Origin of the sequence: Pedomonas sp. (genome assembly GCF_036515995.1) — a bacterium.
Lineage (GTDB): Bacteria > Pseudomonadota > Alphaproteobacteria > Sphingomonadales > Sphingomonadaceae > Pedomonas.
This window is the reverse complement of sequence record NZ_DATBUP010000145.1, coordinates 1-22,617: the sequence shown is the minus strand read 5'-3', so window position 1 is coordinate 22,617 and position 22,617 is coordinate 1. Positions and strand designations below refer to the sequence as shown.

Genomic DNA, 22,617 nt, shown 5'->3' with positions numbered 1-22,617 from the left:
CGATCATGGTCCGCATCCTGATACCGGAACGGGTGGAGGCGGAAAGCCTCGGGGCTCTGATCGAAGCCAGCTTCGAACCCCAGTACGGCGAGCGCTGGACAGCGGAGCAGATCATCTCTGCCCTTGCCATGCCCGGCACCACCGCCGCCTATGCTTACGTTGAAGACAATGAACTTCGCCCGGCCGGCTTTTCACTTGTCCGCCAGGTTGCGGACGAAGCCGAGTTGTTGCTGATTGCGGTTGCTCCTGACCAGCGCGGCAAGGGTCTTGGCGGGCGACTTCTGGATTACGCTGTCGAAACATGTTGCTCTTCCAGCATTCGCGACATGTTTCTGGAGGTCAGAGCCGGAAATACTAATGCGATTTGCCTGTATAAATCGCGCGGCTTTGAAGTCGTGGGAAAACGCCCCGGTTATTATCGCGCAGATAATGGTCAACTCCACGACGCGCTAACCATGCGCCTGCGGTTATTCAGAACTTAAATGTCTGAAATTGAGAATTTCCTCTAATAGACCTCTTGTCTTTTCAGCAAAAAAAGAACATACGCTCGTTCAGAGGGGTGTTGAATTCGAGATTGATCACTCGCGCTTTGTAAGGGGAAAGATCCCATGAGCGACCAAGCTACCATCGGCGATGACTTGCTGACCTTGACTGCCGATATTGTTTCTTCTCATGTTGCCAATAACACCGTTGCCGTTTCTGACCTGCCGAACCTGATCGAGAACGTTTATAATGCTCTCTCACGGCTGGGCAGCGCACCTGTTAAGGTGGAAACCAAGCAGGAACCGGCTGTTTCTGTCCGTTCTTCGGTGAAGCCGGATTACATCATCTGCCTGGAAGACGGTAAGAAGCTGAAGATGCTGAAGCGTCACCTGATGACGCACTACAGCATGACGCCGGAACAGTATCGCGCCAAGTGGAACCTTCCCGCCGATTATCCGATGGTCGCCCCCAACTACGCTCAGCAGCGTCGTCAGTTGGCCAAGAAGATCGGTCTTGGTACGCGCCGCAAGAAGCGGGCCTAATACTTAATTCCAGTAACTTATATTTCTGACGTTTTTTTACCGTCAGATCTGATTTTTCAGAAGGCTTTCGCATCGCCTGCCGTTAGAGTTGTGTGTCACCTGCACACTCGAAGCGGCCCGGCGGCTTGCGGGGGCCTTCTTCTCGCTTTAGTCTTTCCGTTCAGCTGAGGAGTACCGGCCATGGGAACCCACGTCGATATTGAGGCACTCTGCGTCGAACGCGGCATGCGGATGACAGACCAACGCCGGGTGATTGCCCGAGTCCTCGGCGAAGCGTCGGACCACCCCGACGTGGAAGAGGTTTATCGTCGTGCAACGGCTATTGATAAGCGCATCTCGATTGCCACGGTTTACCGCACCGTTCGCCTGTTCGAAGAGGCAGGCATACTGGAGCGCCATGACTTCCGCGACGGCCGCTCGCGCTACGAACCGGTTCCGGATGCACACCACGATCACCTGATCGATCTGGAAACCGGCAAGGTGGTTGAATTCCATGATCCGGAAATCGAGGAGCTCCAGAAGCGCATCGCCGAACGGCTGGGCTACCGCCTGGTCGATCACCGGATGGAGCTTTACGGCACCCCTCTGAACGCGAAGGACGCCGGGCAGACCGACAACTGATTTGCCCGCTCCGAAAACCAACACACCGAAAGCGCCATGGAATCCATGGCGCTTTTGCTTTATCAAGTGCACTGACGGCGTACTGTTCCGCTGCGCTGCGGTCAGCGCCGGAACATGGCAGCCTGAACTGGCAGAATTCATGGGTGCCGCCCCTTGTTGAACCCTCATCTACTTAATCCCAGATCCGACACCTTCGATCAGGACTGGCGGGCTATTCGCGCCCTCACCCTGGCATCGCTGGGGCTGTCCGTGCTGGGCCCGTCCCAGGCCGTGTTCATGCGCCTGTTTCCGGATGCGCCGCCGCGCATTCCCCGCTCCTTCCACCGCCTGCTCTGCCGCGCCATGGGCATGAAGGTGGACGTGATCGGCGCGCCCGTGGAGGGCCAGCCGACCCTGTTTGCCGCCAATCACATTTCCTGGGTGGATATCCCCGTGCTCGGAACCCAGATCCTCGGCAGCTTCGTTGCCAAGGCGGAGGTGGGCCAGTGGGGCATGGTCGGCCGCCTCTCGGACCTGCAGCGCACCATCTACGTGGAGCGGGAGCGCCGCACCCGCTCGCGCGAGCAGTCCAACGAAATCGCCGAGCGCATGGCGGCGGGCCACAGCATCATCCTGTTCCCGGAGGGCACCAGCACTTCGGGCCGCACGGTCAAGCCATTCAAGTCCTCCCTGTTCGCCATTGCCGAGAACGATGCGGTGGACGTGACGGTGCAGCCGGTGACGGTGGCCTACACCCACATCAACGGCTTGCCGGTCCTGCGCTCCAGCCGCCACAAGATCGCCTGGGTGGGGGACATGGACCTGGCACCCCATGCGTGGGAGTTGCTGGGCCTGGGCAAGATACGGGCACTCATCCAGTTCCATGAGCCGGTGCAGCGGTCGGACTTCGCCAACCGCAAGGAGCTGGCCCGCTATTGCGAACAGGTGATCGCCGAGGGCCTGCTGCGCGCCAACCGGGGCGAACTGTAAGGTAATGCGGCCATACGGCGAACATCAGCTAATTGAGAACAGACGCACATTGGTTTATTGAGCGGACTGACAAGAAGGCCAAGGGAACGAACAATCCTCCGCTGGCGTTCGACGCACTAGGCAAGAGCGAGCATTATTCCGGTGACGAATTCCACCTCCCCCGGCGGCAAGAAGGTTATGATCAAGACCTTCGGCTGTCAGATGAACGTGTATGACTCCGAGCGTATGGGCGAATTGCTCGGGGGCGAGGGCTATACTCCGACGGACAATGCGGACGAGGCCGACCTCGTTATCCTCAACACCTGCCACATCCGCGAGAAGGCCGCCGAGAAGGTTTACTCCGAGGTGGGCCGCCTGCGTCAGAGCGCCAACGCCCGCAAGGCGCAGGGCAACGAGACGCTGATTGCGGTGGCCGGCTGTGTCGCTCAGGCCGAAGGCCCGGAGATCATGCGCCGCGCCCCCGCCGTCAACATGGTGTTCGGCCCGCAGACCTATCACCGTCTGCCCGAGATGCTGGCCAGCGCTCGCAAGGCGCAGGAGCACGGCCAGACGGCCCGCGTGCTCGACACGGATTTCCCGGCGGAAGCCAAGTTCGACCAGCTGCCGAAGAAGCGCGGCAGCAGCGGCCCGGCAGCGTTCGTGACGGCACAGGAAGGCTGCGACAAGTTCTGCACCTTCTGCGTGGTGCCCTACACCCGCGGCGCGGAAACCTCCCGCCCGGTTGCAGCCATCGAGGACGAAGTGCGCTCGCTGGTGGAAAGCGGCGTCGTCGAGATCAGCCTGCTCGGCCAGAACGTGAACGCCTACCATGGCGTTGACGCCTCGGGTCAGGACGTGTCGCTGGCGGGCCTCGTGCGCCGCCTGGCGAAAATCGATGGCCTTGAGCGCATCCGCTACACCACCTCGCACCCGCGCGACATGACCGATGAGCTGATCGCCGCCCACGGCGAGATCGAGAAGCTCATGCCCTATCTGCACCTGCCGGTGCAGGCGGGCTCGGACCGGATTCTGGCGGCGATGAACCGCAAGCACACCGCCGAGAGCTACCTGAAGATCATGGAGCGGCTGAAGGCCGCCCGCCCCGACCTTGCGCTGTCGGGCGATTTCATCGTCGGCTTCCCCGGCGAGACGGAAGAAGACTTCCAGGCCACGCTCGATCTGGTGAAGGCCGTGCGGTACGCGCAGGCCTATTCGTTCAAGTATTCGCCGCGTCCGGGCACTCCGGCCGCCGACATGGAAGCGCAGGTTCCGGAGGACGAGAAGTCCGACCGCCTTGCCCGTCTTCAGGCGCTGCTGAACCAGCACCAGCTGGAGTTCAATCAGGCCAGCGTCGGCAAGACCGTGCCGGTGCTGTTCGAGCGCAAGGGCAAGCACGCCGGCCAGCTGGTCGGCCGCTCGCCCTGGATGCAGGCGGTCCACGTTCTGGCACCGGATCACGCCATTGGCGATCTGGTGAACTGCACGCTGCTCAGCGCGGGCGCCAACAGCCTTGAAGGCGGTTTGGCAGACCGGCTGGCCGCAGCCTAGAGCCGTTCGTGATCTGCTGGGCAAGCGGATCACGGGCTCTAAGTTGTGAGATGATCCGACTTTCTGAACCGCAGGGCATGGGCCCTGCTGCTTGAAAGCACTCTAGGCGCGAGGGTTGATGGGCAAGAAACCATTCCGAAGCAGTCCTCACACCGGTGACGGCGGCTCCAAGGGCAGTGTGCAGCTGGAGTTTGAAGAAGGGCGGCTTCTCGGCCCGCTCTTCGGGGAGTTCGACCAGAACCTCATTGCTCTAGAAAATAGGCTCGGCGTGTTCATCGCCGCGCGCGGCAACCGGCTCACCATCGAGGGCGAGCATGAATCGGCAACACGCGCGCGTGATGTGCTCATCACCCTGTACAACCGCCTGCAGCAGGGCGGGCAGATCGAACTGGCCGACGTGGAATCCGCCGTCGCGATGACGGACACCCTGCTGGCCCCCAGCGTTCCGCCGGTCGAGGGCAGCAGCGATTCCCCGTTGCAGATCCGCACCCGCCGCAAGGTCATCCAGCCGCGCTCGCCCACGCAGGTGCGCTACATCCAGCACCTGCACAAGAGCGACATGATCTTCGCCCTCGGCCCTGCCGGCACGGGCAAGACCTACCTCGCCGTGGCGCAGGCAGTGCACGAGCTCATCTCTGGCGGCGTTGATCGCATCATTCTCTCCCGCCCGGCGGTTGAGGCGGGCGAGCGGCTGGGCTTCCTGCCCGGCGACATGCGCGAGAAGGTGGACCCCTACCTGCGCCCGCTCTATGACGCGCTGAACGACATGCTGCCGCCGGAGCAGGTGGAGCGCCGTCTCGCCTCGGGCGAGATCGAGGTGGCGCCGCTGGCGTTCATGCGCGGGCGTACGCTATCCGACGCCTTCGTCATTCTCGACGAGGCGCAGAACACCACACCCATGCAGATGAAGATGTTCCTGACCCGCTTCGGCACACGCTGCCGGATGGTCATCTGCGGGGATCCCACTCAGGTGGACCTGCCGCCGCCGCAGCGCTCCGGCCTGGCCGATGCCGTTGCACGACTGGAAGGCGTCGAGGGGATCGCCATGGTCCGGTTCGACCCGAAGGAAGTGGTCCGCCACCCGCTAGTGGGCCGCATTGTAGAAGCTTACGACGCAGAGCGACATGTTGAGAATTGAAACTGAGGTTGAAGCCCCGGTCTGGGACTCCGCGGGGCTTGCCTGGGACCAGCTTGCGGCAGGAGCGATCCACGCTGCCGTTCGGGCGACGCCCTACGCCGCGCTTGACCAGCTGCCGGACACGGTGACGGAAGTCTCGCTGCGCTTCGTAGACGACGAGACCATTCGCGAACTGAACCGGGACTATCGCGGCAAGGACAAGGCCACCAACGTGCTCTCCTTCCCGATGATGGATACGGACGAACTGGACGGCCCGTTCATTCCCGGCATCGAGCAACTGCTGGGCGATATTGTCATTGCCTACGAGACCACGCTGCGGGAAGCGCGGGAGCAGGACAAGCTGCTGGCGGCCCACGTCACCCATCTCATTGTTCATGGCACCCTTCATTTGCTAGGGTATGATCATGAAGACGAAAACGACGCAGAAGCCATGGAATCGCTTGAACGTTCCATTCTCGCAACCCTCGGACTTCCCGATCCTTACGCGAACGGCCCGATAGGCCATGACTGACTCCTCCTCATCCTCCTCGGAGCCTGGAAGTAACGTGGTCAGCCGCTTGCTGGCTGGCCTGCTCCACCGTCTCAACAAGCGCCACGGCGACGGCACGCTGCGCCAGAGCCTTGAAGACGTTATCGATGAACATGAATCCGCCGATGAGCCGGACGATCTGTCCGCCGCCGAGCGGACCATGCTGCGCAACCTGCTGAGCTACGGCGAACTGCGGGTTGACGACGTGGCGGTGCCCCGCCCGGACATCATCGCCTTCGACGCCTCCGGAAGCTTCGACGAGCTGGCCCGGCTGTTCGTGGAGGCAGGCCATTCGCGCCTGCCGGTCTATCGCGACAGCCTGGACGCCATCATCGGCATGGTCCACGTCAAGGACGTGTACGCCCATCTGGTCGAGCCGTCCGAGGGGGGCACACCGAAGGTGGACCAGCTGCTGCGCTCGGTGCTGTTCGTGCCGCCCTCCATGCGGATTCTCGATCTGCTGGCCCGCATGCGCTCCAGCCGCACCCACATGGCCATCGTGGTCGATGAGTACGGCGGTACCGACGGCCTCGTCACCATCGAGGATCTGGTGGAACAGATCGTCGGCGAGATCGAGGACGAGCACGACGAAGCCGAAGAGACCCTGCTGCGGCCCCTGCCCGGCGGTCTGTACGAAGCCGACGCCCGGCTGTCCGTCGCCGATCTCGAGAACGAGCTGAACACCGACTTCTTGCCCGAAGACGATGACAGCGAGATCGACACCGTCGGCGGCCTGATCTTCATGCTCGCCGGACGGGTTCCCGCCATCGGCGAGGTGATCGAGCACCCCTCGGGCTTCCGCTTCGAGATTGTGGATGGCGAGCCGCGCCGCATCACCCGGGTGAGGGTGCATCCGCCCGCCGAGCCCGAAGTTGAAGCCTGAGGTGCATACAGCAGCCCCTGAAGTTCGAGTGCCGACCTTGTCTGAGCCCAGCCGGATCGAGACTGCCGCCGCACATGCGGCAAGCTGGATTGCCTCGCAACCCGCCCGCCACCAGAACACGCTCGCCCTGACCGCAGGCGCGCTGAGCGCGCTGGCGTTCGCGCCGCTGCACCTGCTGCCGCTGCTGCCGCTGGGCTTCGCCGTGCTGTTGTGGCTGCTGGACAGCGCCCCCACGTCCCGCCGGGCGGCGGCGTTGGGCTGGATTTTCGGCTTCGGCCAGTTCGCCATCGGGCTGTACTGGGTCGCCATCGCTTTCCGGTACCAGAGCAACATGCCCCCGGCGCTTGGATTGCCGGCAGTGCTGCTGCTGGTGGGAGCTTTCGCCTTCTTCCCGGCGCTTGCCACGTTCGCGGCCCATCGCGTCTGGAGCGGACGCGCCCGCCGCGCTCTGGTCCTCTCGATTGCCTGGGTGGCGCTTGAATGGCTGCGCGGGCACATCCTCACCGGCTTCCCGTGGAATCTGGCGGGCAACGGCTGGCTGCCGCTGCTTCCGGTGGCGCAGGCCGCCTCGCTGTTCGGTGTCTACGGCCTGTCGTTCCTCATGGTTCTGACAGGCAGTGCGCTTGCCGTGCTGGCGGACCGCACCATCCACGCACGCCGCCTCGTCAGCTTCACGGCCGTCGTCATCGTCGGGCTCGGCGTGTGGGGCTCCGCCCGCCTGCTGCTGGACAGCGCAACGCCGCAGACTAATGTCCAGCTGCACATCGTGCAGGCTGGCATCGGACAGGATGAGAAGTGGGACCCGGCGGCCGAGCGCCGCCATCTGTGGTCGCATCTCGACCTGACCAGCGAGGCGATCAACCGCCACGGCCCGGGCATCGTCATCTGGCCGGAGACGGCCATCCAGAACTTCATCGAGCATGAGCCCAGCACCCGTTACCTGATGGGGCGGCACATCGCCTCGCCGGGGGCGTTGATCACCGGCGGCATTCGTGTGGAGTACGAGCCGGACGGCATGCCGGTCGCCATGCGCAACAGCCTGTTCGTCCTCTCGCCCGATGGCGCGATTCAGGCCTATTACGACAAGTCTCATCTGGTCCCGTTCGGCGAGTACATGCCGCTGCGCCACCTGCTGTCCCCGCTCGGCCTTGACCGTCTCGCCCCCGGCGACATCGACTTCGTGCCCGGCCCCGGAGTGCGCACGCTGCAGGTCCCCGGCATTCCCGATTTCGGACCGCTGATCTGCTATGAAGTCATCTTCCCCGGCAACGTGGTGCAGCGGGCGCATCGCCCGGCCTGGCTGGTGAACATCTCCAATGACGCCTGGTTCGGCCAGTCCTCCGGACCATACCAGCATCTCGCCATCTCCCGCATGCGAGCGATCGAGGAAGGCCTGCCCATCGTGCGTTCGACACCGACGGGCGTCTCCGCCATCATCGACTCCCAAGGCAGGCTGAAAGCCAGCCTTGGCCTCGGGCAGAGCGGCGTTCTCACCGGAGCGCTGCCTGCACCTCAGCCCATCACGCTTTATGCTCGCTTTGGCGATGTGCCCGTGATTTTTGGGCTATTCCTGCTCAGCCTCGGTCTTGCGGTCTTCCGGCGCGCTTCTTAAACGCGCGCCGGAAGACCCCTTCAGGCCAATATTGGCCTGAAGCAATTGCGGCCATCCGGCGGAACCGGTGCTGCCGCGGCAAGACGTGCCGCTGGCCAGTGCCGGAACGTGTAACAGTAGATTTGATCCGAGTTATGTCCGACACACCTCACCCGATCGACATCCATGTTGGCACCCGCGTACGCGCACGGCGACGCCTGCTCGGTATCACGCAGGAAAAGCTGGGAGAGGCCCTCGGCCTGACCTTCCAGCAGGTGCAAAAGTACGAGCGCGGCAGCAATCGCATCAGCGCGAGCCGCCTGTTCGAGTTGTCCCGCATCCTCGCGGTGCCGGTGACCTATTTCTACGAAGGCGCCGAAGCGCTGGACGGCGAAGCCAATGCCGTGCTGCCCGAGGCGGCCGCCGCCCCGTTCGAGGCTGAGCAGCTGTCCTCCCGCGAAACCCATGATCTGCTGCGCTTCTACTACGGCCTGCCTGATCCTCAGGTGCGCCGCCGGTTCCTCGACCTGCTGAAGTCCGTCGCCCCGGCGCCAGCCGAGGAGATTGACGTGCAGGAACAGCGAAAGGCTGCGGCGTAAGACCACGTCGCAGCCGGCATTCCATGCCCGCTTGCGGGAAAGCCTTGCCAGATCCGCCACCCTCCCGGGATGGCGGATCTTTCGTTTTTAAAGCTTTATCAACACCTTGATTATGCATGGAGCCCTTGACTTCCGCTTTCCAAGAACAAGAATTTAAAGACATAAACATAACTTTATATGACTTTGATGTTTGCGGGGGGCTGTGATATGACCCCCTCACGCGATGCAGTATATTCAGCCAAGGATCTGAGCGTGGGCCGCACCAATTACGTCTTTACCAGCGAGTCCGTTTCGGAAGGGCATCCCGACAAGGTTGCCGACCAGATTTCCGACGCCATCGTTGACCTGTATCTGTCAAAAGACCCGGTTTCCCGCGTCGCCTGCGAAACGCTGGTGACAACGAACCGCATCATTCTGGCAGGCGAGGTGCGCTCGTCGGTTGAGGTGACGCCCGAGGAAATCGAGCAGACGGCACGCAACGTGGTTCGCCGCATCGGCTACGCGCAGAACGGATTCCACTGGGAGAACGCCGAGTTCGCCTGCCACCTGCACGAGCAGTCGGCCCACATCGCGCAGGGCGTTGATGAAGACGCGACCAACGGTAAGGACGAAGGCGCGGGCGACCAGGGCATCATGTTCGGCTACGCCTGCGATGAGACGCCGGCCTACATGCCCGCAACCCTGTTCTACTCGCACCGCATTCTGGAAAGGCTGGCTGAGGAGCGTCACTCGGGCCGCGCGCCGTTCCTTGAGCCGGACGCCAAGAGCCAGATTTCCCTCGCCTACGAGAACGGCAGCCCGGTGCGCGCCACCAAGCTGGTTGTCTCGACCCAGCACGCCACTGGTTACGACCAGGCCAAGCTGCGGTCTTACGTGAAGGACATTGTCACCGAGATTCTGCCGGAAGGCTGGCTGCCGGAAGACGCAGGCATCTACGTCAACCCGACCGGCCTGTTCGAGATCGGCGGCCCGGATGGCGATGCTGGCCTGACCGGCCGCAAGATCATCGTGGACACCTACGGCGGTGCCGCGCCCCATGGCGGCGGCGCCTTCTCCGGCAAGGACCCGACCAAGGTTGACCGTTCGGCCGCCTATGCCTGCCGTTACCTTGCCAAGAACGTGGTGGCCGCCGGCCTGGCCCGCCAGTGCACCGTGCAGATCTCCTACGCCATCGGCGTGGCCGAGCCGCTGTCGTTCTATGTGAACCTGCACGGCACCGGCAAGGTGACCGAAGACAAGCTGGAGCACCTGCTGCCGACGCTGATGAAGCTGACGCCCAAGGGTATCCGCACCCATCTCGGCCTCAACAAGCCGATTTACGAGCGCACCGCCGCTTACGGCCACTTCGGCCGCGACCCGGAGGCCGATGGCGGCTTCTCATGGGAGCGCACCGATCTGGTCGATGCACTGAAGGCGGCACTTTAATCGATTGAGTCTAACAGCGTGAGGTGCGGCGCATCGTGCTTCACGCCCAGTATCCAGCGGCTTGCAGTCCCCTGATTTCCAAGGGATTGCGAGCCGTTTTCCTTTGGGCAGCCCCCTGCCCAGCCTCGCTTGATTAGACGGATATTAGACTATAGCGTCCTTTACGCGTCGCCCTGTGTGCCCTTACGTTCCTTCCGAAAGCCTGGCCATAAGAAGGAACTCATAACGATGCCAAGCGTCCTTTCGGGAAAGCACACCTTGTCGGTTCGCCCGGCTGTCTCTTCAAGCGTTGCGTCATTCTGCGCGGTTACTGTTGATGAAGTTGTGTTGACCCGGAAGGCCCTGCACAGACACACAGCAGCCGGAGCCCGCAACGCCATGATTGCCCGGAAACTTCAGCGGCTTTGCCAGCCACAAGGCATCATCAATGTTTTTGGCATGGGAATCTTCATGATCTCGGCAACCGGTGTGGTCGCCGCCGGGTTTGGTTCCGGCCTGTCACTTACCGGTCAGGCCGTGGCCGCCACTATCGGCATGGTCATCGGCGTTCGGGCCACCCTGTCCGCCTGAGCTTTTACCCTTGAGCACCTCCGCCATTGGGGGCCTTCACGGCTTCCTGCACGAGCTCGTGCATACTCATGCTCCGCATACTCCGGCAGAGTTCTACCTCCTGTCGCTGATCGGGGCGGTGCTGTTTGCCGGTGTGGGCGCGGCAATCTCCCTGTCCCGTCGCAGGGGGCGCGCCGGAAACGGGAGCGCGCATTCGGGCTTCACCATCGCCAACCTGAGCAGCGGTTCCAGTTTCGTCATTTACATCCTCATGCCCCTCGTCCCGTTCGATGAGGACTTGCTGGCTCCGCTGGCGCAGTCATGGTTCACCGTCGCCCTGGCGGGCATCATCGGCGCGAGCATTACGCTGCAATCCCTGTGGCGCGGCCCTCACCCTGCGCAGCCGCCAGGTGTGGCCGGAACACGGGATGTGACACCACCCGGCGGCACCGCCAGTCGCGGCACCAGCATCGGGGCCCCGGCGGATACGGAAACGGGCCAGCGCGCCTTTGCAGGACGCCGCTGAGCGCTCCAGGACACGGTGCCGGACATAACGGAAGCCCGGTATTACGGGAGCCGGATTCAATCGGAGCCGGGCTCAACCAGAGTCGGGCACCACAGGAGAGGAGAGCAACGACTGCGGGAGCACTGACAAACGGGCAACGCCTTGGCCGGCATTCGCGCCATTTTTCCTCAAGCGCTGGATTTGCCGAAAAGCGGGTCCCACTTTCCGGTTTGATGCGCTAACAAGACGCCGCCGTGGCCGACAGGCTTCGGCCAGTGTAACGGAATGCAGGAACGGCAAGCAGCCCCATGACCCAGGATCCCACCACCATCCGCCGCCTCTATGGCCGGCGCAAAGGCTTCAAGCTGCGCAATCGCCAGCAGCAGCTGGTGGAGGATTTGCTGCCGCAGGTGGCCGTGCCGGTGCCGCCGGAAGGACAGACGCTGGACCCCGCCACCCTGTTCGACACGCCCGTGACGGATGTGTGGCTGGAGATCGGCTTCGGCAAGGGCGAGCATATGGCGACGCTGGCCGAGGCGAATCCGGACATCGGTTTCATCGGGTGCGAGCCGTTCCAGACCGGCGTTGTCGGCGCGCTCAACCATATCGATGAAAAACAGCTGCCGAATATTCGCATTCACATGGGCGATGCTCTGGAAGTTCTGGAAGCCTTGCCCGATGCGAGTCTGGGCCGCGTGTTTCTGCTGCATCCCGATCCGTGGCCGAAGGCGCGTCACGCCAAGCGCCGGTTCATGAACCAGGGCCCGCTTGACGTGGTGGCCCGCAAGCTTCGCCCGGGCGGTGAATTCCGCGTGGCGACCGATCACCCGATCTACATGCAGTGGACGGTGATGCAGATGAATCTGCGGGACGATTTCGCCTGGACCGCCGAGCGTCCGCAGGACTGGGAGGTTCGGCCCGCCGACTGGCCTGCCACCCGATACGGTACATGGGCAGAATCCGAAGGCCGCCCGATCTGGTATTTCCGCTACCTGCGCCCCTAAAATAGAGGGGTTGCGCCGGGGCCGGATTTGCAGTGGAATTTCTTTTCCACAGCCTGATCAGGCGTGGCCTTGTCTTTCTTGCCATTTAGGCTTATATCCCTTGCAATCTTCCACACGGGTATACCTTGAGGAAGTCGCCACAGGGGCTGCGGCGGCAACCCGAGGGTTTTGTTCCAAGCATTACAGGAAACGATTTTGGTCAATATTGAACGTCTGCGCGAGCTGGTTGAGCCCATCGTCACCAAGATGGGCTATGAATTGGTGCGCATTTCGTTCAGCGGCGGCGCAAGCAATGCCACCCTCCAGGTGATGGCAGAGCGTCCCGATACCGGCCAATTGGTGATTGATGATTGCGCCGCGATCAGCCGCGCCATTTCCGACATGCTGGACGAGCTGGACCCGATCGAAGGCGAGTATCGACTGGAAGTCTCGTCGCCGGGCATCGACCGTCCGCTGACCCGCGCCAAGGATTACCAGACCTGGGCCACCCATGACGCCCGCATCAACACCCGCACTCCGGTGAACGGCCGCAAGCGCCATAATGGCGTGCTTGAAGGGCTGGACGGCGAAGAGGTGCTGTTCCGGGGCGAGAAGGACCAGGAAGCCTACCGCATTCCGCTGGCCGACATCGACTCCGCCAAGCTGCTGCTCACCGACCGGCTGGTGAATGCCACCGTTCCCGAGTGGCGCGAGCAGGTGGAAGCCGAAGCCGCCGCGCAGGCCGAGGAACGCGCGGCCCGCCGCGCAGCCGGCCTGAAGGATCCGAAGCCCCAGAAGGAAAAGCCGCTGAAAGGCGGCAAGGCCCGGGGCTCGAAGGGCAAGTCGCCCAAGGGTAACAAGAGTTGGTTCGCAGCGGTGGACGCCGAGGAAGAAGCGGCCGCCACTGCATCCAGGGATGTCTCTTCGGAGACGGACGACAACTAGGCCAGGTTGTTCCGGAACTCCGGAATAGACGAAAGCTGAGAACAACGACGCGAGGACATCATGGCTACCGCCGTCAGCGCCAACAAAATGGAACTGCTTGCCATCGCCGACGCCGTGGCGCGCGAAAAGGGCATCGACAAGAGCGTCGTGCTCGAGGCGATGGAGGAGGCGATCCAGCGCGCCGCCCGCGCCCGCTACGGTTCGGAAAACGATATCCGCGCCAAGATCGATCCGCGCACCGGCGACATGCGCCTGTGGCGTGTCGTGGAGGTGGTTGAGCAGCCGGACGACCTGTTCAAGCAGATCTCCATCTTCGATGCCCAGTCCCGCAAGGAAGGCGCGGCCATTGGCGACTTCATCGCCGACCCGCTGCCGCCGCTGGACTTCGGCCGCATCGCCGCGCAGACCGCCAAGCAGGTGATCGTGCAAAAGGTGCGCGATGCCGAGCGTGAGCGTCAGTATAGCGAATACAAGGATCGCGTGGGCGAGGTCATCACCGGCGTCGTGAAGCGCGTCGAGTTCGGCCACGTCGTCGTGGATCTGGGCCGCGCCGAAGGCGTGATCCGCCGCGACCAGCAGATTCCGCGCGAAACCCTGCGCGTCGGCGATCGCGTTCGCGCCTACATCGCCAGCGTGCGCCGCGAAAACCGTGGTCCGCAGATTTTCCTCTCCCGCGCTCACGGCGATTTCATGCGCAAGCTGTTCGCCCAGGAAGTGCCGGAGATCTATGACGGCGTCATCGAGATCAAGGCCGTTGCCCGCGATCCGGGCTCGCGCGCCAAGATCGGCGTCATCTCCAACGACAGCTCCATCGACCCGGTCGGCGCCTGCGTCGGCATGAAGGGCAGCCGCGTTCAGGCGGTTGTGCAGGAACTGCAGGGCGAGAAGATCGACATCATCCCCTGGTCGCCGGATCCGGCCACGTTTATCGTGAACGCACTGCAGCCGGCTGAAGTGACCAAGGTGGTTCTGGACGAGGAAGACCGCCGCATCGAGGTGGTGGTGCCCGACGACCAGCTGAGCCTCGCCATCGGCCGTCGCGGTCAGAACGTGCGTCTGGCCAGCCAGCTCACCGGGTGGACCATCGACATCCTCACCGAGGCTGAAGAGTCCGAGCGCCGCCAGAAGGAATTCAAGGAACGCTCCGAGATGTTCATCAACGAACTGGACGTTGATGAAACCCTCGCCCAGCTGCTGGTGGCCGAAGGCTTCACCGAGCTGGAGGAAGTGGCTTACGTTGAAGTCGAGGACCTGGCCGAGATCGAGGGCCTGGACGAGGACGTCGCCTCCGAGCTTCAGAACCGCGCTCAGGAAGCGCTGGAGCGTCAGGCCGAGAAGGCGCGCGAAGAGCGCCGCGAACTGGGTGTGACCGACGAACTGGCCGCCATTGAAGCGCTCACCGAGCCGATGCTGGTGACGCTGGGCAAGGCGGGCATCAAGACGCTGGATGATCTGGCCGACCTCGCCACCGACGAACTGGTGTCGAAGCGGGACGGCATCCTGAAGGAATTTGGCCTCAGCGAGGAAGAGGGCAACGCAGTCATCATGGCCGCGCGCGCCCACTGGTTCGAGGACGAAGCAGAGGAAACGAGTGAACAAGACTGACGCTGATGATATATCTGAGAGGCGCTGTCTTCTCACTGGTGAAAGCGGGGACCGCGCGGGGCTTATACGCCTCGTTGTCGGCCCCGAGGGCGAGCTTGTGGCCGATCTCGGCTCGAAACTCGGCGGACGGGGCGCATGGATTAGCCCCGACCGTCCGGCGCTCGAGACGGCCATCGCCAAGGGCAAGCTGAAAGGCCAGGCCGCGCGCACTCTCAAGGTGGACGCACGGAGTCTGGTCGTTCCGGAAAATTTCCCGGATCAGATTGCCGCGGGGCTGGAGAAGCGTTGTCTCTCTCGCCTTGGACTGGAGAATCGGGCCGGAAAACTGTCTTTCGGGTTCGACCGGATTCTCAGTGCTATCCGCACCGGGCGCGTATATGCTCTGGTGCATGCAGGTGATGCAGCCCACGATGGGGCCGCCAAGCTGGACGGTGCGTTGCGCCAAATCCGGCCTGACGGTTATATGCTGCGGCTGCCCGTCGCCAGAGCCGAATTGAGCTTGGCGTTGGGCCGTGAAAATGTGGTACACGCTGCGATCACCGACTCGGGTGCCGCGCGTCGAATCTTGGAAGACGCGCGCCGCTGGTGTGCTTTTGTAGAATTTCCGGGCTCGGAAATTGGGACGGTTCGTGGATGACTGACGATAAGAAACTCACCCTGGGCTCGCGGCCACCGCTGGGCATCAAGAAAACAATTGAAGCCGGCAAGGTCAAGCAGAGCTTTAGCCACGGGCGCTCCAAGACTGTGATGGTCGAGGTGAAGAAGCGCCGCGTGCTGAAGCGCCCCGGTGAGGACGATCATCGCGAGGAGATGGAGGCCGAGGTGGAAACCTTGGAGCCCCAGACCGAGATTCAGCCGGAAACGGTTGAAGCGGCTCCCGCGCCTGAGCCCGCGCCCGCCCCGGCCCCCGAGCCCGTGGCTGTCGAGCCCGAGCCCGTCCGTGAGCCCGTTGTAGTGGCTCCGGAGCCTGCACCGGCACCCGAGCCCGAGCCGGAACCCGCTCCTGCCCCGGTCGTGGCACAGCCCGAACCGGAGCCCGCACCTGCTCCCGAACCCACCCCGGTCGCCGAGACCCGCCCGGCTGCTCCGGCAGCCCCGGCCGCGCCGAAACCGGCACAGCCGCAGGGTCGTGACGGTCGTGACAACCGCGGCGACAACCGCGGTGGCCAGCCCCAGGGCGGTCGCACGGGTCGTGACGGCGGCCGTGATGGTGGCCGTGGTCCGCAGCAGGGCCGTGGCGGCCAGCAGCAGGGTCGTGGTGGCCAGCAGCAGCGCCGTGGCGGCGCTGGCGGCGGCGGCCCGATCAGCGACCTTGACCGCCTGACCCGTCAGGAACGCGTCCAGGCTGCTCTGCGCCAGGCCGAGGAAGAGCGCATGCGCGCTCTGGAAGAACAGCGCCGCCGCGCCGATGCCGAGCGCGAAGCCGCTCAGCTGGCCGAGAAGGAAGCGCGCGAAGCCAAGCGCAAGGCCGAGGAAGAGGCTGCTCGCCTCGCCGCCGAGGAAGCCAAGCGCAAGGAAGAAGAAGCCAAGCGCAAGGCCGCTCAGCCGAAGCCGGCTGCCGAGGACCGCGCCGCGGCTGCAGCTGCTCCGGCAGCCGGCGCCGAGCGTCCGGCCAAGGCCCGCCCGGTTACGGCCGACGAAGAGGAAGAGGTCCGTCGTGGCCCTGCCGGTCCGGCCAAGCGCAAGCCCGAGGCTCCGAAGGTTGCCCGCCCGCGTACCGATGAGCGTCGCCAGTCCGGCAAGCTCACCGTGGTGCGTGCGCTCAACGACGACGACTCGGTCCGTGTCCGCTCGCTGGCCGCTCTGAAGCGCGCCCGCGAAAAGGAAAAGCGTTCGCACGCTTCGCAGGGTCCGTCCGCGAAGCAGGTCCGCGAGGTGGTCGTTCCGGAATCCATCACGGTTCAGGAACTGGCCAACCGTATGGCCGAGCGCGGCTCGGACGTCATCAAGGCCCTGTTCAAGATGGGCATGGTGGTGACGCTGAACCAGTCGATCGACCAGGACACCGCTGAACTGATCGTCACCGATTTCGGTCACACCGTGAAGCGCGTGGCTGAGTCCGACGTCGAAATCGGCCTGACCGGTGGCGAGGACGCTCCGGAATCGCTGAAGGCGCGTCCGCCGGTGGTGACCATCATGGGTCACGTCGACCACGGCAAGACCTCGCTGCTCGATGCCCTGCGCGGCACCGACGTGGTGCAGGGCGAAGCCGGCGGCATCACCCAGCACATCGGTGCGTACCAGGTGACGCTGAAGGGCGGCGAGAAGATCAGCTTCCTCGACACCCCGGGCCACGAAGCCTTCACCGAGATGCGTGCGCGCGGTGCAAACGTCACCGACATCGTCATCCTGGTTGTGGCGGCCGACGACGGCCTGATGCCGCAGACCATCGAAGCCATCAACCACACCAAGGCTGCTGGCGTTCCGATGATCGTGGCGATCAACAAAGTCGACAAGCCGGCAGCGAACCCGACCAAGGTTCGCGAGATGCTGCTGAACCACAACGTGCAGGTCGAAGCCTTCGGCGGCGAAGTGCAGGACGTGGAAGTCTCGGCGCTCAAGAAGATCGGCCTGGATGAACTGACCGAGAAGATCCTGCTGCAGGCGGAACTGCTCGAGCTGAAGGCCAACCCAGACCGTCCGGCGGAAGGCACCGTCATCGAAGCCAAGCTCGACAAGGGCCGTGGTCCGGTGGCAACCGTGCTGGTCAGCCGCGGTACGCTCAAGGTCGGCGACATCTTCGTCGTCGGCGCAGAGTGGGGCAAGGTTCGTGCGCTGGTGGACGACAAGGGCCGTCAGGTGAAGCAGGCTGGCCCGAGCCAGCCGGTCGAGATCCTGGGTATCTCCGGCGTTCCGGGTGCTGGCGACAGCTTCTCGGTTGTGGAGAACGAAGCCCGTGCTCGCGAAGTGGCCGAATACCGCGCCACCCTCGCGCAGCGGAAGCGTCAGGCCGTGGCCCCGACGACCCTCGAGTCCATGTTCTCGGCCCTCAAGGCCAACAAGGCTCAGGAATTCCCGGTGGTCATCAAGGCCGACGTGCATGGCTCCGTCGAGGCGATCTCGCAGGCCGTGTCCAAGCTTTCCACCGAGGAGATCAAGACCCGCGTTCTGCACGCAGCGGTCGGTGGCATCACCGAATCCGACGTGACGCTGGCCAAGGCCTCCAACGCACCGATCGTGGGCTTCAACGTCCGCGCCAACGCCAAGGCTCGCGAAGTGGCCGAGCGCGACGGCGTGGTGCTGAAGTACTACGACATCATCTATGACCTGATTGACGACATGAAGGCCGCCATGGCCGGTCAGCTGGGTCCGGAGATGGTGGAGAATGTGGTTGGCCGCGCCGAAGTCCGCGACGTGTTCTCGGCAGGCAAGGCCGGTCGCGCAGCAGGTCTTATCGTCCGCGAAGGCAACCTGCGCCGCAACCTCAAGGCTCGCATCCTGCGCGACGACGTCATCGTCTACAACGGCGCGCTCTCTTCGCTGCGTCGCTTCAAGGACGACGTCAACGAGGTCCGCGCAGGCCTCGAGTGCGGTGTCACGCTGGAAAACTTCCAGGACATCAAGGTCGGCGACATCATCGAAGCCTACGAAATCGAGCAGCGCGAGCGCACGCTCTGATGACTTGCGGGGGTTCTGGCAACAGAGCCCCCGCTTCCCTTTCGTCACGCCCGCGGGCGGTTTTTCCAGGGCCTGTGGCAACAGGACCAGGAGAAGCCGCCCGCAACGGCGTTCAGGGCTCGAGTTTTGGCAGGGCCTGAGATTTGGCAGGGCCTGAGATCTGGATTTTTGTCAGCTCCCGGGCTTTGATAGGGTTTTGCCGCAAAGGGCTTCCCCTTTGCACTTCCATTCGTTTTTCAGGAACGCGCGAACGGCACGGCTTTACCCCGCCTGATGCGCGCTGCCCAAACACCCCGGCTCACGAAAGGGCGCACCGGCCATGAACGGCGCGCACCATCGAAACGGACGGGGCGCAGGGGCTCAAGCCCCCTGCAAAAAGCAGAGAAAATGTACTAACGCAGGGCTCACAGAGCCGAAGGACACGAACCATGCGCCAACAATCCACAGACACCGGCCGCTCCGTGCGGTTGCTGCGCGTCGGCGAGCAGATTCGCCATGCGCTCTCCGAGGTGCTGGCACGCGGCAATGTGCAGGATGACGTGCTTGCGAAGCATCTGGTGACGGTGACCGAAGTGCGCGTGTCGCCCGACCTGCGCCATGCCACCGTGTTCGTCGTGCCGCTGGGCGGGACCGACGAGCCCGAGGTGATGGCGGCCCTGCGCCGCAACGCCCGGTTTCTGAAGGGCGAAGTGGGCCACCGCCTCCGCACGATGAAATACACGCCCAATCTGGTGTTCCGGGTGGACGAGAGCTTCAACGAGGCGAGCAAGATCGACTCGTTGCTGCGTGACCCGCGCGTAGCGCAGGATCTGGGCCGCTACCAGATCCCGGAAGACGACGAAGATGAAGACGGCGAGGACACTGGCCCGCGCATGCTCTCCGGCGGCAACGACGACCAAGACCGGGACGCATGAGCGAGCAGCAGGCCCGCCCGCTTGAGGGTTCCTCCTTGCAGCGCCCCCTGCACGGATGGCTGAACATCGACAAGCCGCTGGGCATGAGCAGCGGTCAGGTCGTGGCTGCCTGCAAGCGCATCCTGCGCGGGCGTCTGCCCAAGGGCTGGAAGATCGGCCACGGCGGCACGCTCGATCCGCTGGCGACGGGCGTTCTGCCTATCGCTCTGGGCGAGGCGACCAAGCTGACCGGCTACATTCTGGACGCCACCAAGGGCTATGACTTCACGCTCCGCTTTGGCGAGGCCCGCTCGACCGACGATGGCGAGGGGGAAGTCATCGCCACGTCGGACGTGATACCGGATGAGGCGGCCGTTCGCGCCGTGCTCCCCCGCTTTACGGGTGAGATCGAGCAGGTGCCCCCCATCTACTCCGCGCTGAAGGTGGACGGCGAGCGCGCCTATGCCCTCGCCCGCGCCGGGGAGACGGTGGAGCTGAAGTCCCGCCGCGTCACCATCCACCGGCTGGAACTGGTCGGCATGAGCGAGACGGAGGCGCGTTTCTCCTGCCTGTGCTCCAAGGGCACCTATATCCGCTCGCTCGCGCGGGACATCGCCAGGGCGCTGGGGACAGTCGGATACGTCTCTGTTCTGCGCCGCACCAAGGCGGGGCCGTTCGAGTTGAAAACCTCGATTCTGCTGGACAATCTTGCGACTCTCGTTCAAGAGCAGCAACCGGAACAGGCGCTTTTGCCTGTGACCGCAGGGCTGGACGACATCCCGGCTTTGGCGGTCGCCCCCCGCGAAGCCCTCCTGCTGCGGCAGGGTCAGAGGCTGGACGGGTCTTCCCTTAGTCCGGGGACCTACATGGCGATGGATGGGCAGACGCCCGTTGCCATCGTCGAGGCCGTTGACGGCCAGGTTCGCGTGCTGAGGGGCCTAAACCTGATTTGATAAGGAGACCATGATGTCGGTTACGGCTGAAAAGAAGCAGGCAATCATTTCTGACTTCGCCCGCGCGGGCAACGACACCGGTTCGCCGGAAGTCCAGGTCGCGATCCTCTCCGAGCGCATTGCCAACCTGACCGAGCACTTCAAGACCCACAAGAAGGACAACCACTCCCGTCGTGGCCTTCTGATGCTGGTCAACAAGCGTCGCAAGCTGCTCGACTACGTGAAGTCGCGCGACGTGGCTCGCTATCAGGCTCTGATCGAGCGCCTGGGTCTGCGCCGCTAATTGCGGATACAGAACCAAAAGCGGTTTTAGCAGGCGGGGAGGAGACGGCCATTGGCCGCTTCCTCCCCGTTTTGCTTATTGAACCGTTTTGCTTATTGGGCCGTACGAAATATAAGCCGGGTATATTTTCCGGCGAACGGGCCCCTCATGGGCCTTTGAGTTTGTTGCGTCTTGAGGCACAGTCCTTGCCCGGAGCGTTTCCCGCCGCGCTCACTGGACGACACCTTTTCCCACAGGCGGATACCGGGGACGATCGCAGGCGTTGATCAGCAGCGACCTGCGGGAATTGATCCCGACAACTCACCAGCTGTGCGGCTGGGCAATAGGGCCCGGTTGCGGATGAGAAAGACATTCAATGTTTGATATTCAGAAGAAAGAAGTGATCTGGGGCGGGCGCAAGCTCACTCTGGAAACGGGCCGTATTGCCCGTCAGGCCGATGGCGCTGTGCTGGCCACCTACGGCGAAACCGCCGTTCTCTGCACCGTGGTCGGTGCCAAGAGCGTCAAGGAAGGTCAGGACTTCTTTCCGTTGACCGTCCACTATCAGGAAAAGTTTTTCGCCGCCGGCAAGATTCCGGGCGGCTATTTCAAGCGCGAAGGCCGCCCGACCGAGCGTGAGACCCTGATCTCCCGCCTGATCGACCGCCCGATCCGCCCGCTGTTCCCGGAAGGCTTCTATAACGAAGTCCTCGTGATCTGTCAGACCATGTCCTACGACGGCGAGAACGATCCGGACGTGGTGGCGATGGTTGGCGCTTCGGCCGCCCTCACCCTCTCTGGCATTCCGTTCCTGGGCCCGATCGGCGGCGCTCGCGTTGGTTACATCAACGGCGAATACGTGCTGAACCCGACCGTCGAGCAGATGCAGGAATCCGCTCTGGATCTGGTCGTCTCCGGCACCCGCGACGCCGTGCTGATGGTTGAATCCGAAGCCAAGGAACTGCCGGAAGACGTGATGCTCGGCGCCGTGATGTTCGGCCAGAAGGCCGCTCACCCGGTCATCGACGCCATCATCGACCTGGCCGAAGCCGCTGCGAAGGAACCGTGGGTTCTGGCCGAGAAGCCGGACACCTCGGCTGTCGAGAAGGCTCTGCGCGATCTGGTGGAAGCCGACCTGCGCGCCGCTTATGCCATCACCGCCAAGTCGGAGCGCCGCGCGCTCATCGACGCCGCCAAGACCAAGGCCGTTGAGGCTCTGGGCGAGGAGCACGGTAGTCAGCTCATCGGCAAGCTGCTGAAGAAGCTGGAGCAGGACATCGTCCGCACCGCCATCCTGAAGGACGGCAAGCGCATCGACGGCCGCGACACCAAGACGGTTCGCCAGATCGACGTGCAGACGCAGGTTCTGCCGCGCACCCACGGTTCGGCGCTGTTCACCCGCGGCGAGACCCAGGCGATCGTCACCACGACGCTGGGCACCGGCGACGACGAGCAGATGATCGACAGCCTGGACGGCACCCGCCACGAGCATTTCATGCTACACTACAACTTCCCGTCCTATTCGGTCGGCGAAGTGGGTCGCTTCGGCTTCCAAGGCCGTCGTGAAGTGGGCCACGGCAAGCTGGCCTGGCGCGCCCTGCGCCCGGTTCTGCCTGCGAAGGACGCGTTCCCGTACACCCTGCGCGTGGTCTCGGACATCACCGAGTCCAACGGCTCCTCCTCCATGGCGACCGTCTGCGGTGGTTCGCTATCGATGATGGACGCTGGCGTTCCGCTGGTGCGCCCGGTTTCGGGCATCGCCATGGGCCTCATCCTGGAAGGCAAGGACTTTGCCGTCCTGACCGACATTCTGGGTGACGAGGACCACCTCGGCGACATGGACTTCAAGGTGGCAGGCACCTCGGAGGGCATTACCGCCCTGCAGATGGACATCAAGGTTGCCGGCATCACCGAAGAGATCATGAAGGTGGCGCTGGAGCAGGCTCACGCGGGCCGCGCTCACATCCTTGAGAAGATGAACGAGGCTCTGGGCGGCA

Annotated in this window: 21 protein-coding genes and 1 pseudogene; all 22 read left to right on the top strand. The window is 63.7% G+C overall.

The window, feature by feature from the left end:
- Positions 1–5: 5 nt before the first annotated feature.
- A complete protein-coding gene (gene rimI / locus VIG90_RS11440) occupies positions 6–482 on the top strand; it encodes a ribosomal protein S18-alanine N-acetyltransferase (protein ID WP_331593648.1) in 477 nt (158 codons plus the stop codon).
- A 126-nt stretch (positions 483–608) separates the two neighbouring features.
- Positions 609–1,025 carry a MucR family transcriptional regulator gene (locus VIG90_RS11435; protein WP_331593647.1) on the top strand — a complete coding sequence of 139 codons (417 nt, stop codon included), beginning with the start codon at positions 609–611 and terminating at the stop codon, positions 1,023–1,025.
- 180 nt (positions 1,026–1,205) lie between these two features.
- Entirely contained in the window at positions 1,206–1,646 is a 441-nt protein-coding gene (locus tag VIG90_RS11430; RefSeq protein ID WP_331593646.1) for a Fur family transcriptional regulator, read from the top strand.
- A gap of 153 nt (positions 1,647–1,799) precedes the next feature.
- Entirely contained in the window at positions 1,800–2,615 is an 816-nt protein-coding gene (locus VIG90_RS11425) for a lysophospholipid acyltransferase family protein (RefSeq protein ID WP_331593645.1), read from the top strand.
- Between the two features lie 177 nt (positions 2,616–2,792).
- A complete protein-coding gene (gene miaB / locus VIG90_RS11420) occupies positions 2,793–4,142 on the top strand; it encodes a tRNA (N6-isopentenyl adenosine(37)-C2)-methylthiotransferase MiaB (RefSeq protein WP_331593665.1) in 1,350 nt (449 codons plus the stop codon).
- Positions 4,143–4,260: 118 nt separating this feature from the next.
- Positions 4,261–5,280, top strand: a complete 1,020-nt coding sequence (locus tag VIG90_RS11415) for a PhoH family protein (protein WP_331593644.1) — start codon at positions 4,261–4,263, stop codon at positions 5,278–5,280.
- Positions 5,267–5,791: an rRNA maturation RNase YbeY gene (gene ybeY / locus VIG90_RS11410; protein ID WP_331593643.1), complete on the top strand. Its 525-nt coding sequence runs from the start codon at positions 5,267–5,269 to the stop codon at positions 5,789–5,791. Before VIG90_RS11415 ends, ybeY begins: the two co-directional genes overlap by 14 nt.
- Entirely contained in the window at positions 5,784–6,692 is a 909-nt protein-coding gene (locus VIG90_RS11405; RefSeq protein WP_414695495.1) for a hemolysin family protein, read from the top strand. The genes ybeY and VIG90_RS11405 overlap by 8 nt, the downstream gene beginning before the upstream one ends.
- A 37-nt stretch (positions 6,693–6,729) precedes the next feature.
- Complete coding sequence (gene lnt, locus VIG90_RS11400; RefSeq protein WP_331593641.1) at positions 6,730–8,304, top strand: apolipoprotein N-acyltransferase; 1,575 nt, start codon at positions 6,730–6,732, stop codon at positions 8,302–8,304.
- 134 nt (positions 8,305–8,438) lie between these two features.
- Positions 8,439–8,882, top strand: coding sequence for a helix-turn-helix transcriptional regulator (locus tag VIG90_RS11395; protein WP_331593640.1), 444 nt, complete (start codon positions 8,439–8,441; stop codon positions 8,880–8,882).
- 207 nt (positions 8,883–9,089) lie between these two features.
- Positions 9,090–10,307 (top strand): methionine adenosyltransferase, encoded by a 1,218-nt coding sequence (gene metK / locus VIG90_RS11390; RefSeq protein ID WP_331593639.1) that lies wholly within the window; start codon positions 9,090–9,092, stop codon positions 10,305–10,307.
- 258 nt (positions 10,308–10,565) lie between these two features.
- Positions 10,566–10,877, top strand: coding sequence for a hypothetical protein (locus VIG90_RS11385; RefSeq protein WP_331593638.1), 312 nt, complete (start codon positions 10,566–10,568; stop codon positions 10,875–10,877).
- A 10-nt stretch (positions 10,878–10,887) separates the two neighbouring features.
- Entirely contained in the window at positions 10,888–11,382 is a 495-nt protein-coding gene (locus VIG90_RS11380; RefSeq protein WP_331593637.1) for a hypothetical protein, read from the top strand.
- A 287-nt stretch (positions 11,383–11,669) separates the two neighbouring features.
- A complete protein-coding gene (gene trmB / locus VIG90_RS11375; protein ID WP_331593636.1) occupies positions 11,670–12,365 on the top strand; it encodes a tRNA (guanosine(46)-N7)-methyltransferase TrmB in 696 nt (231 codons plus the stop codon).
- 195 nt (positions 12,366–12,560) lie between these two features.
- Positions 12,561–13,118 (top strand): annotated as a pseudogene (gene rimP, locus VIG90_RS11370) (ribosome maturation factor RimP); the annotation flags it as partial.
- 231 nt (positions 13,119–13,349) lie between these two features.
- Positions 13,350–14,894 carry a transcription termination factor NusA gene (gene nusA, locus VIG90_RS11365; protein ID WP_331593634.1) on the top strand — a complete coding sequence of 515 codons (1,545 nt, stop codon included), beginning with the start codon at positions 13,350–13,352 and terminating at the stop codon, positions 14,892–14,894.
- Entirely contained in the window at positions 14,881–15,531 is a 651-nt protein-coding gene (locus VIG90_RS11360; protein ID WP_331593633.1) for a DUF448 domain-containing protein, read from the top strand. Before nusA ends, VIG90_RS11360 begins: the two co-directional genes overlap by 14 nt.
- Positions 15,528–18,512 (top strand): translation initiation factor IF-2, encoded by a 2,985-nt coding sequence (gene infB, locus VIG90_RS11355; RefSeq protein WP_331593632.1) that lies wholly within the window; start codon positions 15,528–15,530, stop codon positions 18,510–18,512. The genes VIG90_RS11360 and infB overlap by 4 nt, the downstream gene beginning before the upstream one ends.
- Before the next feature lie 428 nt (positions 18,513–18,940).
- Positions 18,941–19,426 (top strand): 30S ribosome-binding factor RbfA, encoded by a 486-nt coding sequence (gene rbfA, locus VIG90_RS11350; RefSeq protein WP_331593631.1) that lies wholly within the window; start codon positions 18,941–18,943, stop codon positions 19,424–19,426.
- Positions 19,423–20,358 (top strand): tRNA pseudouridine(55) synthase TruB, encoded by a 936-nt coding sequence (gene truB, locus VIG90_RS11345; RefSeq protein ID WP_331593630.1) that lies wholly within the window; start codon positions 19,423–19,425, stop codon positions 20,356–20,358. The genes rbfA and truB overlap by 4 nt, the downstream gene beginning before the upstream one ends.
- A 13-nt stretch (positions 20,359–20,371) precedes the next feature.
- Positions 20,372–20,641, top strand: a complete 270-nt coding sequence (gene rpsO, locus VIG90_RS11340) for a 30S ribosomal protein S15 (protein WP_331593629.1) — start codon at positions 20,372–20,374, stop codon at positions 20,639–20,641.
- A 355-nt stretch (positions 20,642–20,996) separates the two neighbouring features.
- A partial coding sequence (gene pnp, locus VIG90_RS11335; RefSeq protein WP_331593628.1) for a polyribonucleotide nucleotidyltransferase occupies positions 20,997–22,617 on the top strand: 1,621 nt, incomplete at its 3' end.

Coding starts and splice junctions, on each gene's coding strand:
- trmB (WP_331593636.1), top strand. CDS start 11,670: ATGACCCAGGATCCCACCACCATCCGCCGCCTCTATGGCCGGCGCAAA.
- VIG90_RS11435 (WP_331593647.1), top strand. CDS start 609: ATGAGCGACCAAGCTACCATCGGCGATGACTTGCTGACCTTGACTGCC.
- VIG90_RS11395 (WP_331593640.1), top strand. CDS start 8,439: ATGTCCGACACACCTCACCCGATCGACATCCATGTTGGCACCCGCGTA.
- miaB (WP_331593665.1), top strand. CDS start 2,793: ATGATCAAGACCTTCGGCTGTCAGATGAACGTGTATGACTCCGAGCGT.
- infB (WP_331593632.1), top strand. CDS start 15,528: ATGACTGACGATAAGAAACTCACCCTGGGCTCGCGGCCACCGCTGGGC.
- VIG90_RS11415 (WP_331593644.1), top strand. CDS start 4,261: ATGGGCAAGAAACCATTCCGAAGCAGTCCTCACACCGGTGACGGCGGC.
- rbfA (WP_331593631.1), top strand. CDS start 18,941: ATGCGCCAACAATCCACAGACACCGGCCGCTCCGTGCGGTTGCTGCGC.
- rimI (WP_331593648.1), top strand. CDS start 6: ATGGTCCGCATCCTGATACCGGAACGGGTGGAGGCGGAAAGCCTCGGG.
- ybeY (WP_331593643.1), top strand. CDS start 5,267: ATGTTGAGAATTGAAACTGAGGTTGAAGCCCCGGTCTGGGACTCCGCG.
- metK (WP_331593639.1), top strand. CDS start 9,090: ATGACCCCCTCACGCGATGCAGTATATTCAGCCAAGGATCTGAGCGTG.
- VIG90_RS11405 (WP_414695495.1), top strand. CDS start 5,784: ATGACTGACTCCTCCTCATCCTCCTCGGAGCCTGGAAGTAACGTGGTC.
- nusA (WP_331593634.1), top strand. CDS start 13,350: ATGGCTACCGCCGTCAGCGCCAACAAAATGGAACTGCTTGCCATCGCC.
- rpsO (WP_331593629.1), top strand. CDS start 20,372: ATGTCGGTTACGGCTGAAAAGAAGCAGGCAATCATTTCTGACTTCGCC.
- VIG90_RS11430 (WP_331593646.1), top strand. CDS start 1,206: ATGGGAACCCACGTCGATATTGAGGCACTCTGCGTCGAACGCGGCATG.
- truB (WP_331593630.1), top strand. CDS start 19,423: ATGAGCGAGCAGCAGGCCCGCCCGCTTGAGGGTTCCTCCTTGCAGCGC.